15 protein-coding genes are annotated in these 16,904 nt (G+C 71.8%); 6 read left to right on the forward strand and 9 right to left on the reverse strand.

The annotated features are described in order from the left end of the window. Positions 1–408 precede the first annotated feature (408 nt). From ABD691_RS09785 to ABD691_RS09795, 3 genes are all read left to right on the forward strand, one after another. Positions 409–1,173, forward strand: coding sequence for a phosphatase PAP2 family protein (locus tag ABD691_RS09785; RefSeq protein WP_344679211.1), 765 nt, complete (start codon positions 409–411; stop codon positions 1,171–1,173). A 41-nt stretch (positions 1,174–1,214) separates the two neighbouring features. Next, on the forward strand, positions 1,215–2,489 hold the full coding sequence (locus ABD691_RS09790) for an aspartate aminotransferase type Ic (protein ID WP_344679212.1): 1,275 nt from the start codon (positions 1,215–1,217) through the stop codon (positions 2,487–2,489). Between the two features lie 68 nt (positions 2,490–2,557). Continuing rightward, the gene (locus ABD691_RS09795; RefSeq protein ID WP_344679214.1) at positions 2,558–3,142 is read left to right on the forward strand and encodes a helix-turn-helix domain-containing protein; all 585 of its coding nucleotides are present in this window, start codon (positions 2,558–2,560) and stop codon (positions 3,140–3,142) included. 3 nt (positions 3,143–3,145) lie between these two features. Here the strand turns inward: ABD691_RS09795 and ABD691_RS09800 are convergent, their stop codons facing one another. Further along, a complete protein-coding gene (locus ABD691_RS09800; RefSeq protein ID WP_344679216.1) occupies positions 3,146–4,606 on the reverse strand; it encodes a cytochrome P450 in 1,461 nt (486 codons plus the stop codon). An 84-nt stretch (positions 4,607–4,690) separates the two neighbouring features. Between ABD691_RS09800 and ABD691_RS09805 the strand changes: the two genes are divergently transcribed. The 3 genes from ABD691_RS09805 to ABD691_RS09815 all read left to right on the forward strand — a co-directional run bounded on the left by ABD691_RS09805 (position 4,691) and on the right by ABD691_RS09815 (position 6,868). Next, positions 4,691–5,260, forward strand: coding sequence for a TetR/AcrR family transcriptional regulator (locus ABD691_RS09805; protein ID WP_344679217.1), 570 nt, complete (start codon positions 4,691–4,693; stop codon positions 5,258–5,260). A gap of 132 nt (positions 5,261–5,392) precedes the next feature. Then, on the forward strand, positions 5,393–6,217 hold the full coding sequence (locus tag ABD691_RS09810; protein WP_344679218.1) for an SAM-dependent methyltransferase: 825 nt from the start codon (positions 5,393–5,395) through the stop codon (positions 6,215–6,217). Between the two features lie 132 nt (positions 6,218–6,349). Next, positions 6,350–6,868, forward strand: coding sequence for a hypothetical protein (locus ABD691_RS09815; protein ID WP_344679219.1), 519 nt, complete (start codon positions 6,350–6,352; stop codon positions 6,866–6,868). On the opposite strand, the gene ABD691_RS09820 is transcribed toward ABD691_RS09815, so the two are convergent. From ABD691_RS09820 to ABD691_RS09855, 8 genes are all read right to left on the reverse strand, one after another. Then, the gene (locus ABD691_RS09820; protein ID WP_344679220.1) at positions 6,846–7,454 is read right to left on the reverse strand and encodes a TetR/AcrR family transcriptional regulator; all 609 of its coding nucleotides are present in this window, start codon (positions 7,452–7,454) and stop codon (positions 6,846–6,848) included. The genes ABD691_RS09815 and ABD691_RS09820 overlap by 23 nt on opposite strands. A gap of 29 nt (positions 7,455–7,483) precedes the next feature. Continuing rightward, positions 7,484–8,236 carry an enoyl-CoA hydratase family protein gene (locus ABD691_RS09825; protein ID WP_344679221.1) on the reverse strand — a complete coding sequence of 251 codons (753 nt, stop codon included), beginning with the start codon at positions 8,234–8,236 and terminating at the stop codon, positions 7,484–7,486. Positions 8,237–8,266: 30 nt separating this feature from the next. Further along, positions 8,267–9,424: an acyl-CoA dehydrogenase family protein gene (locus tag ABD691_RS09830; RefSeq protein ID WP_344679222.1), complete on the reverse strand. Its 1,158-nt coding sequence runs from the start codon at positions 9,422–9,424 to the stop codon at positions 8,267–8,269. Between the two features lie 61 nt (positions 9,425–9,485). After that, entirely contained in the window at positions 9,486–11,465 is a 1,980-nt protein-coding gene (locus tag ABD691_RS09835) for an acetyl/propionyl/methylcrotonyl-CoA carboxylase subunit alpha (RefSeq protein ID WP_344679223.1), read from the reverse strand. Positions 11,466–11,474: 9 nt separating this feature from the next. Next, positions 11,475–13,073, reverse strand: a complete 1,599-nt coding sequence (locus ABD691_RS09840) for an acyl-CoA carboxylase subunit beta (protein WP_344679224.1) — start codon at positions 13,071–13,073, stop codon at positions 11,475–11,477. Continuing rightward, a complete protein-coding gene (locus ABD691_RS09845) occupies positions 13,070–14,218 on the reverse strand; it encodes an acyl-CoA dehydrogenase family protein (RefSeq protein WP_344679225.1) in 1,149 nt (382 codons plus the stop codon). The genes ABD691_RS09840 and ABD691_RS09845 overlap by 4 nt, the downstream gene beginning before the upstream one ends. Then, positions 14,215–15,912 carry an acyclic terpene utilization AtuA family protein gene (locus tag ABD691_RS09850; RefSeq protein ID WP_344679226.1) on the reverse strand — a complete coding sequence of 566 codons (1,698 nt, stop codon included), beginning with the start codon at positions 15,910–15,912 and terminating at the stop codon, positions 14,215–14,217. Before ABD691_RS09850 ends, ABD691_RS09845 begins: the two co-directional genes overlap by 4 nt. After that, entirely contained in the window at positions 15,909–16,700 is a 792-nt protein-coding gene (locus ABD691_RS09855) for a TIGR03084 family metal-binding protein (protein ID WP_344679227.1), read from the reverse strand. Before ABD691_RS09855 ends, ABD691_RS09850 begins: the two co-directional genes overlap by 4 nt. Positions 16,701–16,904 lie beyond the last annotated feature (204 nt).

The following is a 16,904-nucleotide window of genomic DNA, read 5'->3' on the forward strand; positions in this document are numbered from 1 at the left end:
CGTCGGCCACCACGCGCGCGTCCCGGACCGTCTCCTCCGCCGCGACGACCGTCTTCTCGGTGCGCTCGACCAGGCCCTCGGCCCGGCCGACGACGTCGTGCACGCGGGCGACCAGCGCCTCCGCGCTGTCGACGAGAGCGAGCACCCGGCCGGGGACGGCGGCGGCCGCGGTGGCGGAGTCCACCGCCCACCCGACGGTGGTCTTCGCCACCGAGAACACATCACCAGGCGTGGGGATACGGATGACCATGCCCTCCACTGTGCACACCGGGCGCGCCCGCCGTCCACCAGCGGCTTGTCACCCGGCGACTTGTCACACCGCGAAAATCATCCACAGTGGACGGACGGATCCACGTCCGGCCACGCCGGTAGCATCGATGGCCGCCGTCCGCCGCAGGCAGGAGCCGCATGCCCGTACTGGAAGCACCGCTGGTGGCCGCGCTCTGCGCGGTGGCGCTGCTTGGCGGGTTGTTCCTGGCATGGCGGCTGAGCCCGCCCGGCAGGGCGCTCGGGCTGGCCGTCGTCGCCTGCTGCGGCTGCGCCTTCGGCGTGATCACCGGGGACGTCCTGGCGCAGGAGCGGCTGGCAGGCGCGGACGGCCCGCTGGCGGACTGGCTCACCGCGAACCGGTCCGAGGGGCTGACCGCGGTCATGCAGGTGACCACGAACCTGGGCAGCGCGTGGGCCGCGCTGCCGCTGGCGCTGGTGGCCGCCGTGATCGTCCCCGCGCCGGAGCACCGGCGCCGGGCCGCGGTGACCGCGCTGGTGGCCGTGGCCGGGATCATCGCGCTGGTCAACGCGATCAAGCTGGTCGTCGGCCGGGCCCGGCCCGATCTCGCCCTGGTGCTGGTGGAGACCGACAGCGCCTCGTTCCCGTCCGGGCACGCCGCCCAGTCGGCCGCGGCGTGCGCGGCCATCGCGCACCTGGTCGCCGCGCACCGGCCGGAGCGGGCGCTGCGGATCACCGCGTGGCCGGTCGCCGCCGCGGTCGTGCTGGTGGTCGGGTACTCCCGGCTCTACCTCGGCGCGCACTGGCTCACCGACGTCCTCGGCGGGTACGCGCTGGGCACGGCCTGGACCGCCGCGGTCATCACCGCCCTGCACCGGCCGCCGCGCGTGACCGCGGCCCGGTTCGGGGCGCCTGCCCCGGAGGGGCGCGCCGGGCCTTTGTAACCTCGGCGGGACGCCGTGCAAGCCCCACGAGAGGAACCGGAATGACCACCGAGCTGAGCCAAGACACCCTGGCCGGGGAACTGGAGCGGGCCAGGCAGGACTACGCGGCCTTAGCCGCTCGCGGCCTCTCGCTGGACCTCACCCGGGGCAAGCCCGCGCCCGAACAGCTCGACCTGTCCGACGACCTGCTCGGCCTGCCCCGCGACCTGCGCTCGGCCGCCGACGGCACGGACGTGCGCAACTACGGCAACCTGAAGGGCCTGCCCGAACTGCGTGAGATCTTCGCCGAGGTGCTCCAGGTGCCCGCCGAGCAGCTGCTGGCGCTGGGCAACTCCAGCCTGGAGCTGATGCACGACTGCCTGGTGCACGCGCTGCTCGGCGTGCTGCCCGGCGCCGAGTCCCGCTGGGTCGACCAGGAGCGCGTCGCGTTCCTGTGCCCGGTGCCCGGCTACGACCGCCACTTCGCGCTGTGCGAGCGCTTCGGCATCGAGATGATCCCGGTGCCGATGACCTCCGACGGCCCGGACATGGACGTGGTCGAGCGGCTCGTCGCCGAGGACCCGGCGGTCAAGGGCATCTGGTGCGTGCCGAAGTACAGCAACCCGACCGGCGTCAGCTACAGCGACGAGACCGTGTCCCGGCTGGCCGCCATGACCACCGCGGCGCCCGACTTCCGGATCTTCTGGGACAACGCCTACGCCGCGCACCACCTGACCGACGAGCAGGTCGAGATCGCCGACCTGCTCGCGGCGTGCGAGGCGGCGGGCAACCCGGACCGGACCTTCGTGTTCGGCTCCAGCTCCAAGATCACCTTCGCCGGCGCGGGCGTGGCCTTCTTCGGCTCGTCCCCGGCCAACCTCACCTGGCTGCTGGCCAACAACGCCAAGCGCTCCATCGGCCCGGACAAGGTCAACCAGCTGCGGCACGTGCTGTTCCTGCGGGACGCGGCCGGCGTGCGCGAGCACATGGCCCGCCAGCGAGCCCTGCTCCAGCCGAAGTTCGAGGCCGTGCAGCGGATCCTGGAGGCCGAGCTGGGCGGCACCGGCCTGGCCCGGTGGACCGAGCCCAAGGGCGGCTACTTCGTCACCCTCGAGGTCCCGGACGGCTGCGCCAAGGAGGTCGTGCGCCGCGCGGCCGAGGCCGGGATCGTGCTCACCCCGGCGGGCGCGACGCACCCGCACGGCGACGACCCGCGCGACGCGACCATCCGGATCGCGCCCAGCTACCCGGGCCAGGACGACCTGGAGCAGGCGATGCATGGTCTGACCACCTGCGTCCGCCTCGTCGGCTACGAGCAGAAGCAGGCCGCTGCCTGACCTGCCCGTGTCCCGGGTTCGGCAACGAAGGTTGCCGGATCCGGGACCCGGGCGGTGCAATGGGGAGCATGGAGAACCCGCCCGGTATCACCGAAGCCCTGACCGCCGTCGGCCCCCGCCTCAAGCGCCTGCGCACGCAGCGCCGGGTGACGCTGGCTGCGCTGTCGGAGGCGACCGGCATCTCCAAGAGCACGCTGTCCCGGCTGGAGTCCGGCCAGCGGCGGCCCAGCCTGGAGCTGCTGCTGCCGATCGCGCAGGCGCACCAGGTCCCGCTGGACGAGCTGGTCGGCGCGCCGGAGGTCGGCGATCCCCGGGTCCGCCTCAAGCCCCGGCAGATGCACGGCAACACCGTGCTGCCGCTGACCCGCCAGCCCGGGCCGCTGCAGGCGTTCAAGATGGTCCTCCCCGCCGACCGCGACACCCCCGACCCGCGCACCCACGAGGGCTACGAGTGGCTGTACGTGCTGGCCGGGCGGCTCCGGCTGGTCCTGGGCGAACACGACGTGGTGCTCGGCGTCGGCGAGGCCGCCGAGTTCGACACCCGGGTGCCGCACTGGTTCGGCAGCACCGGGGAAGCGCCGGTCGAGATCCTCAGCCTGTTCGGCAAGCAGGGCGAACGCATGCACGTGCGCGCCAAGCCCCGCGACCGCTGACGATCAGTGCCGGACCGGGCACTTCGCGGACTCCTCGGCCTCCGGCTCGCCTGCGGGCCGCGCCGCGCCCCGGTCCTCCGGGCGGCGCCGCCGCAGCCGCATGGTCAGCCCCTCGGGCTTGATCGTGAGCAGCTCGGTGACGCGCAGCCGGTAGTCCGGATCGGGCACCAGGTCGTAGCGGTGCAGCAGCAGCGCCAGCACCAGCGTCGCTTCGTGGATGGCGAACTGCCGGCCGATGCACGCGCGTTCCCCGGTGCCGAACGGCTTGTAGGTGTGCGCCGGGCGCTGCTTGGCCCGCCCCGGCGCGAACCGGTCCGGGTCGAACTCCTCCGGATCGGCGCCCCACACCTCGGGAAGCCGGTGCAGCAGCGGGATCAGCACCATGACCCAGTCGCCCTGGCGCATCCGGTACCGGCCGCCGAGGACGGTGTCCTGCCGCGCCACCCGCGCGTAGGCCGGGGCCGTCGGCCACAGCCGCAGCGCCTCGTCCAGGACCCGCCGCACGTAGCGCAGCTTGGTGATGTCCTTGAACTCCGGGTCCGGATCGTCCTGCTCCCCCCACATCGCGTCGACCTCGGCCTGCGCCCTGGCCATCACCTCCGGGCTGCGCGACAGGTAGTGCAGCGCGAACGACAGCGCGCCCGAGGTGGTCTCGTGCCCGGCGACCAGGAACGTGATGACCTGGTACCGGATGTTGACCGGGTCGAGCCGCTCGCCGGTCTCCGGGTGCACCTCGTTGAGCATCAGCCCGAGCAGGTCGCGCGTGCTGGTGTCGCTGGCCTCGCGGCGGATCCGGATCACCTCGTCGACCTGCTGCTTCATGAACGCCAGGTCGGCGTCGTTGCGGCGGGCCGCCTTCCGGTTGAGCAGCCGCCCGAGCAGCGGCAGCTGGAAGCTGAGCTGCTGGGCGTAGAGCAGGCCGCCGACCATCGCCGAGACGAACGGGTGCGGGCGGTCGCTTTCGAACGAGCCGAAGGAGTAGCCGAACCCGGTCCGCCCGATCGTCTCCAGGGTCAGCCTGGTCATGTCGGCGGGCACGTCCACCGGGCGCTCGCCTGCCGCGGCGTCCCAGCGCTCGACCAGGTCCTTGGCCACCTCGACCATCGTCGGGTGGTACTGGCGCATCGAGCCGAGTGCGAAGCCCGGCTGCAGGATGTCGTGCGCCCGCCGCCAGTTCGGCTCGGAGTTGTAGGCCGTGAACAGGCCGTCGCCGCCCATCCCGCGCAGGTTCTCGATGCCGAGCCCGACGTGCTTGGCGAACCGCTTCTCGTCGGAGAGCTCGGCCACCAGGTCGGCGCCGGAGACGAACACGATCTCCCGGTTCAGGAACTTGCGGGTGTAGATCGGCCCCAGCGCCCCGCCGAGCCGCATCGAGTCCTGCAAGGGCGTGCGCGGGTTCGTTCCGCGGAGGTCGCCGAGCAGCGGAATCCGGCGCGGCGGGTGCGGTATCCCGGCGGTGTCCATGGGCGACCTCCGTTATTGAACTCACATCCAATAGGGTCGAGGATCGCGCTCGGCCGAAGCCGTGTCAACTAGCATCAGCGCACGATGCGCACCCGTCTCGACACCCAGCGGCGTCGCGAGCAGCTGCTCGCGATCGGTGCCCGGCTGTTCGCCGACCGGCCCTACGACGAGGTCTGGATCGAGGAGGTCGCCGAGATCGCGCAGGTCTCCCGGAGCCTGCTGTACCACTACTTCTCGTCGAAGAAGGAGTTCTTCGCCGAGGTCGTGCGCGCCGAGTCGGACCGGATCCTGGCGCTGACCGAGCCGAAGCCCGCGCTGACCGTGCGCGAGCAGCTCGACGCGGGCCTGGACGCCTACCTGGACTACGTCGAGCAGCACCGGGAGGGCTACCGCATCCTGCACCGCGCCTCCACCGCGGTCGACGCCGAGATCCGGCGGATCTGCGAGGACGGCATCGCCCGGCAGCGCGACCGGATCCTGGCCGCGCTCAGCGCGGAGATCCGGACCGACGAGGTCACCGAGGTCGCGGTCCGCGGCTGGCTGTCGTTCGTGATCACCGTCTGCCTGGAGTGGACCGACCGGCCCACCATCGACCGCACCGAGCTGCGGGATCTGTGCACCCGCACGCTGCTCACCGCGGTCGACCTGACCTGAGTCCACAAAGGACATCCATTTCACTGGGCTTTCGCGGCGTGAAAGCCGAATCCCGGAACCGGTCGGGACGTCGGCGGCACCCGCGTACGATGGGTGAGCATTGGAGATCGCCGAGTGACGAACGGGTGCCGCGTGACCGATCCGAAGGACTCCCCCGGCTCCACGCAGGCCGAGGTCAACACCGACGAGGTCTCGATCGCCCGGGTGTACGACTTCTGCCTCGGTGGCAAGGACAACTTCGCCGTCGACCGCGCCGCGGCCCAGGCCATGATGGAGGTCGTGCCGGAGACGCCGCTGCTGGCGCAGGTCAACCGCTGCTTCCTCCGCCAGGCCGTGCGCTACCTGGCCGGCGAGGCCGGGATCGACCAGATCATCGACATCGGGTCGGGGCTGCCCACCGCGGGCAACGTGCACGAGATCGCGCAGGAGAAGAACCCGGACGCCCGCGTCGTCTACGTCGACAACGACCCGGTCGTCCTCGCGCACGCGCGGGCGCTGCTGGCAACCGACGCGAACACCACCGTGATCAGCGCCGACCTGCGCGAACCGGACGTCATCTTCGGCCACCCGGAGACCCGGCGGCTGATCGACACCAGCAGGCCGTTCGCGATCCTGCTCGGCGGCATCCTGATGCACCTGGAGGACGAGGAGGATCCGGAGGGCATCGCCGCCAACCTGCGCGACCGGCTTCCGGCGGGCGGCCACCTGCTGGTGTCCAACACCTGCGACACCGGCGAACCGCGCGCCGCGGAACTGGCCCGGGTCTTCGCCGAGAACGGCATGGGAACCCGCTGCTTCCGCACCTGGGACGAGCAGATCCGCTACTTCGACGGGCTGGAACTGGTGGAACCCGGGCTCGTGCCCAACAACGAGTGGCGGCCCGCGGGCGACGTCCCCGATCCGGACAACCCCGCGCACGCGCTGCACATCGGCGGACTCGGCCGCAAGGTCCGGTAACGCTGCCGGACAACGGCCGATCCGGACCGAAAAAGCTCACTCGTTGGGCTGGAGATCCTTTTTCCCGGGTGCAGCCCCCTAACACGGCTGGAACGATTCTGCACAGCAGCAGGATCGTGACCGGAGGTGCTCATGGATGGCAGCCATGTGACATTCGAGGACGTCGCCCGATCCCTCGGCGAAACATGGACGTTCATCCCGTGGGAACTGAAGAACCTCGACTACCGGGACGGCGTGTACCGCGGCCTTTACCACGTCCAGCTGGACGCCGACCTCGACGAGAAGGCACCGCACCGGCCATTGCTGCACGGTTCGACGCTGTTCGAGATCAGCATGTACCACACTCTCGCTTCGGCGTTGTTCGCGTATTCCCAAGAGCACTTCCCAGAACTCTCGTCCGCCCCGAAAGTGAGCCTGGCCGAAGCCGGTCGCCGATTTCTCATAACCTCGGTGAAGCTGAAGTTCCGCAAACCGATTTTCGACCCCGAGGTAACGGTCGATCTCACCTCCGACCGCATTGTCGGCAATTTCACGAAAAGGGGACTCGTGTTCTTCTACGCAACGGTTCGCCTGGCAGGCGGCAAGCACGTTTCCACAATTGGCGGGTGCTTCAACCTGCGCGACGACCTCATGGCGACGGCGACCGCCTGAGAGCCGCGTCCAGGGTCGCCGACCACTGGAGCACGATCCGCTCCCGCCGCGCCGAGTCGTCGGTGAGCACGTCGGCCAGACCCAGCCCGCGCGCCATGTCCAGCGTCCCCTGCACCAGCCGGTGCGCGACCGGGTCGCTGTCGTCCACGCCGAGCAGCTCCACCGTGACCCGGTGCGCGGCGCGCCCGAACCTGGCTTCCAGCGGGACGATCCGCTGCTTGAGCGACTCGTCGGCCGCCGCCGCGGTCCACACCTGCAAAGCGGCCTTGAACAGCGGCGATGTGAAGTGCTCGACCATCCGCCGCAGCACCGCCTCGGTGCGGCCCGGGCCGTCCGGGAGCCCGCGGGCCTCCTCCCGGATCAGCTCCAGGCGGCTGTCGGTCATCAGCTCCAGCGCCGCGGTGATCAGGTCCTCGCGGGTCGGGAAGTGGTGCTGGGCAGCTCCGCGGGAGACACCCGCCTGCTCGGCGACCACGCTCACCGTGGTCGCCTGCCAGCCGTGCGCGGCCAGGCAGTCGATGGCCGACTCCAGCAGTCGCCTGCGGGTCGCGCGGCTGCGTTCCTGCTTGGGTTCGCGGGTGCTCATCCGGGCCTTTCGCGGGGCGGGCCCGCCCGTCAGCCGGCCCACCGGGGTTGTCGTTTCTGCAGGAAGGCCATCATGCCTTCCCGCGCCTCGTCGCCGGCGAACAGCCGTGCCGACCGCGCGGCCAGCTCGTCGGCGGACCGGTCGAACCCGGCCAGCACGGACTCCGTGGTCAGCGCCTTCGACTCGGCCAGTCCCCGCGGCGAGCCCTTCCGCAGGCGCGCGAGCACGGCGCTGGTAGCCGAGTCCACGTCGTCGGCCGCGAGGGTCACCAGGCCCGCCTGCTCGGCCTCGGCGGGGCCGAACCGCTCCCCGGTGAGGAAGTAGCGGCTCGCGGCGCGCGAGGTCAGCCGAGGCAGCACGGTCAGCGAGATGACCGCCGGGGCCAGCCCCAGCCGGGCTTCGGTGAGCGCGAAGGTGCAGGACGGCCCGGCGATCACCACGTCGCAGGCGCCGACCAGGCCCATCCCGCCCGCCCGGACGTGCCCGTCGATCCGGCCGACGACCGGCTTGGGCAGCTCGACCAGCGCGCGCAGCAGCTCGATCAGCTCGCGGGTCCGCTGGTCCGGATCGGTTCCCGCCTCGGTCAGGTCGGCGCCCGCGCAGAACGTCCCGCCGGTGTGGGTGAGCACCACCGCGCGGATCCGCTCGTCCGCGGCGGCGTCGGCCAGCCCCTGGCGCAGTTCCGCGACCAACCGCGTCGACAGCGCGTTGCGGTTGTGCGGTGAGTCCAGCGTCAGGGTCGCGATCCCGTCCGCGACCCCGGTGCGCACGTGCGGTTCCACTCCCGGTCCTCCCAGTACGAATTGGGCAGGTCAGTACGACTTGGGCAGGCCGAGGCTGTGCTGGGCGACGAAGTTCAGGATCATCTCCCGGCTGACCGGCGCGATCCGGCTGATGCGGGACGCGGCCAGCATCGAGGCCAGCCCGTACTCCTTGGTCAGGCCCGATCCGCCGTGGGTCTGGATCGCCTGGTCCAGAGCCCGGATGCTGGCCTCGGCCGCCGCGTACTTGGCCATGTTGGCGGCCTCGCCCGCTCCGACGTCGTCGCCGCTGTCGTAGAGCACCGCGGCCTTCTGCATCATCAGCTTCGCCAGCTCCAGCTCGATCTTGATCTGCGCCAGCGGGTGCGACAGGCCCTGGTGCGCGCCGATCGGGACCTTCCACACCTGCCGCTGGTTGGCGTACTCGGCGGCGCGGGCCAGCGCGTAGCGGCCCATGCCGATGGCCATCGACGCGCCGAGCACGCGCTCCGGGTTCAGGCCCGCGAACAGCTGGAGCAGCGCCGCGTCCTCCTCGCCGAGCAGCGCGTCGGCGGGCAGCCGCACCTCGTCGAGGAACAGCGTGAACTGGTGGTCCGGTTCGACGATGTCCATCTCGATCCGCTGCGCCTCGAAGTTCCGGGCGTCGGTCGGCACGATGAACAGGGCGGGTTTGAGCTTGCCGGTCCGGTGGTCCTCGGTGCGCGCGACGATCAGCACCGCGTCGGCCTGGTCCACTCCGGACACGAAGACCTTCTGCCCGCTGAGGATCCAGTCGTCGCCGTCCCGGCGCGCGGTGGTGGTGATCCGGTGCGAGTTCGACCCGGCGTCGGGCTCGGTGATCCCGAAGGCCATGATCTTCGACCCGTCGGCGATGCCGGGCAGCCACCGCTGCCGCTGCTGCTCGGTGCCGTAGCGGGCGATCACCGTCCCGCAGATCGCGGGCGAGACCACAACGAGCAGGAGTCCCGCGCCCTGCGCGGCCAGTTCCTCCTGCACCAGCGCGAGTTCGTAGATCCCCGCGCCGCCGCCGTACTCGGCGGGCAGGTTCACGCCGAGGAACCCGAGCTCGCCCGCCTCCCGCCACAGCTCGGTCAGCGGGCGGCCCTCCCTGGCCCGGGGCAGGACGTAGTCGGTGTAGTTGTAGCGCGCGGCGAGCTTGGCCACCGAGGCCCGCAGCTCCTTCTGGACATCGGTCTCGACAAAACTCATCGGAGCTCCCGTGTTTTGCGCCGGTCGAATCTGATCAGCGGAGGAGGGGTGTGCGGCTTCATCAGTCCTCCGCCCCAGCCACCTCGTCCACAATGGCCACTACGGCGCCAACCTCGACCGACTGGCCGACCTCGACGCCGAGTTCGACGAGCACGCCCGCCGCGGGCGCGGCGATCGCGTGCTCCATCTTCATCGCCTCCAGCCACACCAGCGGCTGGCCCTCGGCCACCGCTTCACCGACCCGCGCGGCCACGCGGACGACGGTGCCCGGCATCGGGGCCAGCAGCGAACCGGCCGCCACCTGGTCGGCGGGGTCGGTGAAGCGCGGGCGTTGCACCAGCGAGACCGGACCGAGCGGCGAGTCCACGCAGGTGAGCGCACCGTAGCGGGCGATGTCGAAGCGGCGGCGGAGGCCGCCCGGCAGGTCCAGCACGACCAGCTCGGGCTCGGCGGAGACCAGCGCCAGCCCGTCGTGCCCCTCGACCCGGACCCCGTCGCGGCCGAACCGGTACCGGACCTCGATCTCGCCGGATCCCGTTGTCACGGCGAAGGACTTGCGCTGCGGCTCGGCCCGGACGTTGCGCCAGCCGATGGGCAGTCCGCCGTTGACCGCGGCGTCCCTGCGGTTGCGCGCGGCGTCGGCGAGCGCCGCCGCGACCGCCGACAGCTCCACCGCTTCGGCGGAGGCCAGCGGCCGCGCCAGCACGTCCGGCCCGTGGGTGGTGAAGAACGACGTGTCGGTGTCCCCGGCGAGGAACGCGGGGTGGCGCAGCACCCGCACCAGCAGGTCCCGGTTGGTGGTGAGCCCGTGCACCTTGGCCTTCGCCAGCGCCGACGCCAGCACCGCCGCGGCTTCCTCCCGGGTGTCGGCGCGGGAGATGACCTTCGCCAGCATCGGGTCGTAGTGCACCCCGACGGAAGAACCGCTGACCACACCGGAATCCAGCCGGATCCCGGGAGCTCCGGGCAGGTCGAACTCCGTGCCGGGGATCTCGAACCGGTGCACGGTTCCGCTCTGCGGCTGCCAGTCCTTCGCCGGATCCTCGGCGTAGAGCCGGACCTCGATGGAATGCCCTTGCGACGCGGGCGGTTCCGGCGGCAGCGCGGCGCCCCGCGCCACCTGCAGCTGCAACCGGACCAGGTCGACCCCGGTCGTGCACTCGGTGACCGGGTGCTCCACCTGGAGCCGGGTGTTCATCTCCAGGAAGAAGAACTCGCCCCGCTCGTCCGCCAGGAACTCCACGGTCCCGGCGCCCTCGTAGCCGATGGCCGCGGCGGCGAGCCGGGCCGCGTCGAACAGCCGGTCCCGCATCCCCGGCGTGCGTTCCACCAGCGGCGACGGCGCCTCCTCGACCACCTTCTGGTGCCTGCGCTGCAACGAGCACTCGCGCTCCCCCACCGCCCAGACGGTGCCGTGCCGGTCGGCCACCACCTGCACCTCGATGTGGCGGCCGGTTTCCAGGTAGCGCTCGCAGAACACGGTCGGATCGCAGAACGCGGACTGCGCCTCGCGGCGGGCCGCGTCCAGCTGCTCGGGCAGATCGGCGAGATCGCGGACGACCCGCATGCCCCGCCCGCCTCCACCCGCGGACGCCTTGACCAGCACCGGGAGGTCGGCCGCGGTGACCGCGGCCGGGTCGAGCTCGGCCAGCACCGGGACCCCGGCGTCGGCCATGAGCTTCTTGGACTCCACCTTCGAGCCCATCAGCTCGATCGCTCGGGCGGGCGGGCCGATCCAGACCAGTCCCGCGTCGAGCACCGCCCGCGCGAAACCGGCGTTCTCGGACAGGAAACCGTAGCCGGGGTGGACGGCGTCGGCCCCGGCCTCGCGCGCTGCCTCGACCAGCAGGTCGCCGCGCAGGTAGGTCTGCGCGGGGGTGCTGCCGGGCAGCCGGATCGCGAGGTCGGCTTCGGCGACGTGCGGGGAGTCCGCGTCGTCGTCGGAGAACACGGCCACTGTGGACAGACCCATCCGGCGTCCGGTGGCGAAGACGCGGCGGGCGATCTCACCGCGGTTGGCGACGAGTACCGAAGTCGGCATGCGAGGTCCTCACATTCGGAAGACACCGAAGTTCTCGGTGCCCTGGACCGGAGCGTTGTGGATGGCGGACAGGCACAGGCCCAGCACCGTGCGGGTGTCGCGCGGGTCGATCACGCCGTCGTCGTAGAGGCGTCCGGACAGGAACATCGGCAGCGACTCGGCCTCGATCTGGGCCTCGACCGCGGCCCGCATCCCGGCGTCGGCCTCCTCGTCGAACGGCATGCCCCTGGCCTCGGCCGCCGCGCGGCTGACGATCGAGATCACCCCGGCCAGCTGCGCCGGTCCCATCACCGCGGACTTGGCGCTGGGCCAGGCGAACAGGAAGCGCGGGTCGTAGGCCCGGCCGCACATCCCGTAGTGCCCGGCGCCGTAGGAGGCGCCCATGAGCACCGAGATGTGCGGGACCTTCGAGTTGGAGACCGCGTTGATCATCATCGAGCCGTGCTTGATGATGCCGCCCTGCTCGTAGGACTTGCCGACCATGTAACCGGTCGTGTTGTGCAGGAACAGCAGCGGGGTGTTCGCCCGGTTGGCCAGCTGGATGAACTGGGTCGCCTTGTGCGACTCCTCGGAGAACAGCACCCCGCGGTGGTTGGCCAGGACGCCCACCGGGTAGCCGTGCAGCTCCGCCCAGCCGGTGACCAGGCTCGACCCGTACAGCGGCTTGAACTCGTCGAAGTCGGAGCCGTCCACGATCCGGGCGATCACCTCGCGCGGATCGAACGGGGCCCTGAGGTCGGCGGGCACGATCCCGAGCAGGTCCTCGGCGTCGTGCAGCGGCTCGCGCACCCCGGCGCGCGGCGCGGGGCCCTGCTTGCGCCAGTTCAGCCGCCGCACGATCTGGCGGCCGATGCGCAGCGCGTCGGGCTCGTCGACCGCGAGGTAGTCGGCCAGCCCCGAGGTGCGGGCGTGCATCTCGGCGCCGCCCAGCGACTCGTCGTCGGCCTCCTCCCCGGTGGCCATCTTCACCAGCGGCGGACCGCCGAGGAACACCTTCGACCGCTCCTTGATCATCACCACGTGGTCGGACATCCCCGGGGTGTAGGCGCCACCGGCGGTGGAGTTGCCGAAGACCAGCGCGATCGTCGGAATTCCCGCCGCGGACGCCTGCGTGAGGTCGCGGAACATCCGGCCGCCGGGGATGAACACCTCCTTCTGGGTGGGCAGGTCGGCGCCGCCGGACTCGACCAGCGAGATCACCGGCAGCCGGTTCTGCATGACGATGTCGTTGGCGCGGAAGGACTTCCGGACGGTCCAGGGGTTGCTGGTGCCGCCCCGGACGGTCGGATCGTTGGCCACGATCATGCACTCGACGCCCTCCACGACGCCGATGCCCACGACGATCGACGCGCCGACCTGGAAGTCGCTGCCCCACGCTGCCAGCGGGCACAGCTCCAGGAACGGCGAGTCGGGATCGATCAGCAGCTCGATCCGCTCGCGGGCGGTGAGCTTGCCGCGCTTGCGGTGCCGCTCCAGCTTGGCCGGGCCGCCCCCGGCGATCGCCTTGGCGTGCTCGGACTCGATCTCGGCCAGCTTGTCCCGCATCGCCTCGGCCGCGGCCAGGTGCTCCGGAGATCCTGTGTCCAGTGTGGATCGCAGTGCTGTCATGAGGTGTACCCCAACACTCGTGCTGCCAGGCCGGTCATGATCTCGGTGGTGCCGCCGCCGATCCCGAGGATCCGCATGTCCCGGTACTGGCGCTCGATCTCGTTCTCCCGCATGTAGCCGAGGCCGCCGAACAGCTGCACGGCCTGGTCGACCACCCATTCGCCGGTCTCCACGGCGGTGTTCTTGGCGAAGCAGGTCTCGGCGATCAGCCCCTGCTCGCCGGCCGCCGAGCGTTCCGCGAGCGTGCGCGCGTACACCCGCGCCACGTCGATCCGGCGCGCCATCTCGGTGAGCGTGTTCTGCACGGACTGGCGGGAGATCAGCGGTCGCCCGAAGGTCTCCCGGTCGCGGCACCACCGCGCGGTCAGGTCCAGGCAGCGCTGCGCGCTCGCGTACGCCTGCACGGCCAGGCTGAGGCGTTCGCTGAGGAACGCCTGCGCGATCTGCGCGAAGCCGCCGTGCTCCGGGCCGACCAGGTTCGCCGCGGGCACCCGGCAGTCGGTGAACGCCAGCTCGGCCGTGTCCGAGGCGTGCCAACCCATCTTCTCCAGCTTGCGGCTGACCTCGAACCCCGGTGTGCCCTTGTCGATCACCAGCAGCGACACCCCGGCGGCGCCCGGCCCGCCGGTGCGGACCGCCGTGACGACGAAGTCGGCCCGGCAACCGGAGGTGATGAACGTCTTGGCGCCGTTGACGACGTAGTGGTCGCCGTCGCGTTCGGCGCGGGTGACGATGCGGCCGACGTCCGAACCGCCGCCGGGCTCGGTGATCGCCAGCGAACCGATCCGCTCCCCCGCCAGCGTCGGGCGCACCCAGCGCTCGATCTGGTCCCGGTCCCCGGCGGCGACCAGGTGCGGCAGTGCGATACCGCTGGTGAACAGGGAGGCGAACAGGCCGCCGGAGCCGCCTGCCAGGTGCAGTTCCTCGATGATGGTGACCACGTCGACCAGGTCACCACCGCTGCCCCCGGCCTCGGCCGGGAATCCGGCGCCGAGCAGGCCGAGGTCGGCGGCGCGCTTGTGCAGGGTGCGCGGGATCTCGCCCGCGCGTTCCCAGTCGTCCAGGTGCGGCAGCACATCGGTGGTGATGAAGCGGCGGACGGTTTCCCGCAGCGCCCGCCTTTCGGCGGTGTCCCACGTCGTCACGGCAGCAGCTCCTCGGGGATGGGGACGTGTCGTGCGCGCAGCCACTCGCCGAGGCCCTTGGCCTGGGGGTCGAACCGGGCCTGGTAGGCCGCTCCCCGGCCGAGGATCCCCTCGACGACGAAGTTCACCGCGCGCAGGTTCGGCAGCAGCGTCCGGCGGACGGTCAGCTCGGCGGCCTCGGGCAGCAGCCGCTTCAGCCGCTCGACCGTCAGCTCGTGGGCGAGCCAGCGCCACTGGTCGTCGGTGCGCACCCAGACGCCGATGTTGGCGTCCCCGCCCTTGTCCCCGCTGCGCGCCGCCGCGATCAGGCCGAGCGGGACGTCCCGCGTCGGGCCCGGCGGCAGCGGGGGCGGGAGCCGCGGTTCGGCGACCTCTTCCAGCGCGCGGCTCTCTCCGCTCGGCTCGATGTCCACTGTGGATCCATCAGCGAGCACCGCCCGGTGCGGCACCTCCGCGGCATCGACGTATCCAGGGGTGAAAACCCCGTACACCGAGCCGGATCCGGGCGCCGAAGTCAGGTGGAAGCCCGGATAGCTGGCCAGCGCCATCTCGACGGCGGCGTTGGAGAACGCGCGCCCGACCACGTCCGGGTCGGAGTCCCGCACCACGCAGCGGAGGATCGCGCTGGCCTCCTCCTCGGTCCCGGCGTCCGCGCGGTCGAGCCGCGCGAGCGTCCAGGTGAGTTCGGCGGGCCTGGTCCTCAGACCCGCTTCCAGTTGCGCACGGGCCAGTTCCGCCTTGGCTTCGATGTCGAGTCCGGTGAGGACGAACGTCATCTCGTTGCGGAAACCACCGACGGCGTTCAGCGACACCTTCAGCCGCGGTGGCGGCGCCTCCCCGGTGACGCCGGTGATGCGCACCCGGTCCGGACCCTCCTGCGAGAGTTCGACGGTGTCCAGCCTGGTCGTGACGTCCGGCCCTGCGTACCGGGCGCCGGTGATCTCGTACATCAGCTGCGCGGTCACCGTGTCCACCGTGACCGCGCCACCGGTTCCGTCGTGCTTGGTGATGACGCTGCTGCCGTCCTGGTGGACCTCGGCGATCGGGAAGCCCGGGCGGGACAGGTCGGTGATCTCGGTGAAGAACGGGAAGTTCCCGCCGGTGGCCTGGGTTCCGCACTCGATGACGTGCCCCGCGGCCACCGCCCCGGCCAGCCGGTCGTGGTCCGCGCGACCCCAGCCGAAGTGCGCCGCCGCCGGGCCGACGACCAGCGAGGCGTCGGTGACCCGGCCGGTGACGACGATGTCGGCACCGGCGTCGAGGCAACGCGCGATGCCCCATGCGCCCAGGTACGCGTTGGCCGTGAGCGGTTCTCCGAAGCCCAGCTCCGCCGCTCTCGGCGCCAGGTCGTCGCCTTCGACGTGCGCCACCTCGGCCGCGACGCCGAGTTCTCCGGACAGTTCCCGCAGTTTCACCGCGAGTCCCGCAGGGTTGAGCCCACCGGCGTTGACGACGATCCGCACGCCCTGATCGGCCGCGAGCGCGAGGCATTCCCGGGCCTGCCGCAGGAACGTCTTGGCGTAGCCCAGCTGTGGGTCCTTCATGCGGTCCCGGCCGAGGATCAGCATGGTGAGCTCGGCGAGGTAGTCCCCGGTGAGCACGTCGAGCCGCCCGCCGTCGAGCATCTCCCGCATCGCCGAGAAGCGGTCGCCGTAGAACCCGGAGCAGTTGCCGATGCGCAGCGGCCCGGTCATGACGCGCTTCCCGGAGCGCGGCCGGCGCCGGGCGGTCCGGCGAACGCCTGCGCGATGGTCAGCCAGTCCGCGGCTTCCGCGCCGGTGACCTCCAGCGCGAGGTCATCCCGGTGCCTGCGCTGTGTGACCAGCAGGCAGAAGTCCAGCGCCGGACCGGTGATCCGCGACCTGGCGTCCTCCGGACCCCAGGTCCACAGCTCGCCGTCGGGAGCGGTCAGCTCGACCCGGAATGGGTGCTCGGGCGGCGTCTTCTCGTTGAGCAGGTAGGCGAAGTCCCGCGTGCGCACGCCGATGTGGGCGACGTTGCGCAGCCGCGCGGTGGGTTCCCGCCGGATGCCGAGCGCGTCGGCGACGTCCTGCCCGTGCGCCCAGGTCTCCATGATCCGCGCGGTGGCCATCGACGCGGCGCTCATCGGCGGGCCGAACCAGTCCAGCTTCCGGCCGGGCGGCACCGCCAGCAGCGCGTCCACCAGCCGGGCGCGCCCGGCGCGCCACCGGGCGAGCAGCCGCGCGGGCTGTTCCCGCGCACCCGTCTCCGCCGCCTCGTCGACGAAGCCCATCGGATCGCGCGAGGCCACCTCCAGCCGCGCGGCGAAGCCCGGCGGATCGGTCACCGAGAGCAGGGCGACGTCGTCGGTCCAGGCGAGGTGCGCGATCTGGTGCGCGAGCGTCCACCCCACGGCGGGCGTCGCCGTGGCCCAGCTGTCTTCCGGCAGGTCCGCGACCATCGCGTCGAGCTCGTCGCCCTCGGCCCGCAGGTCGCCCACCACGCGGCTCGTGTCCGTCACGCGGGCCACGCTCCCAGCCGCCAGCAGAAAAAGCAAGCATGCTTGATTGGTTTGTTCGGATGGTTGTCGCGATGAGTTCAGGCGCCGGGTTCAGCGGCGCGGGCGAGCGTGACCATCTGCGGCGTGGTCAGCACCTCGGCCAGGTTGCGGCCGGCAGGCTGGCCCGGCCGTGTGTCCATCTGCCGCGCCCGCCCGCCCCAGAAT

This window comes from Saccharopolyspora taberi (assembly GCF_039534165.1).
Lineage (GTDB): Bacteria > Actinomycetota > Actinomycetes > Mycobacteriales > Pseudonocardiaceae > Saccharopolyspora_D > Saccharopolyspora_D taberi.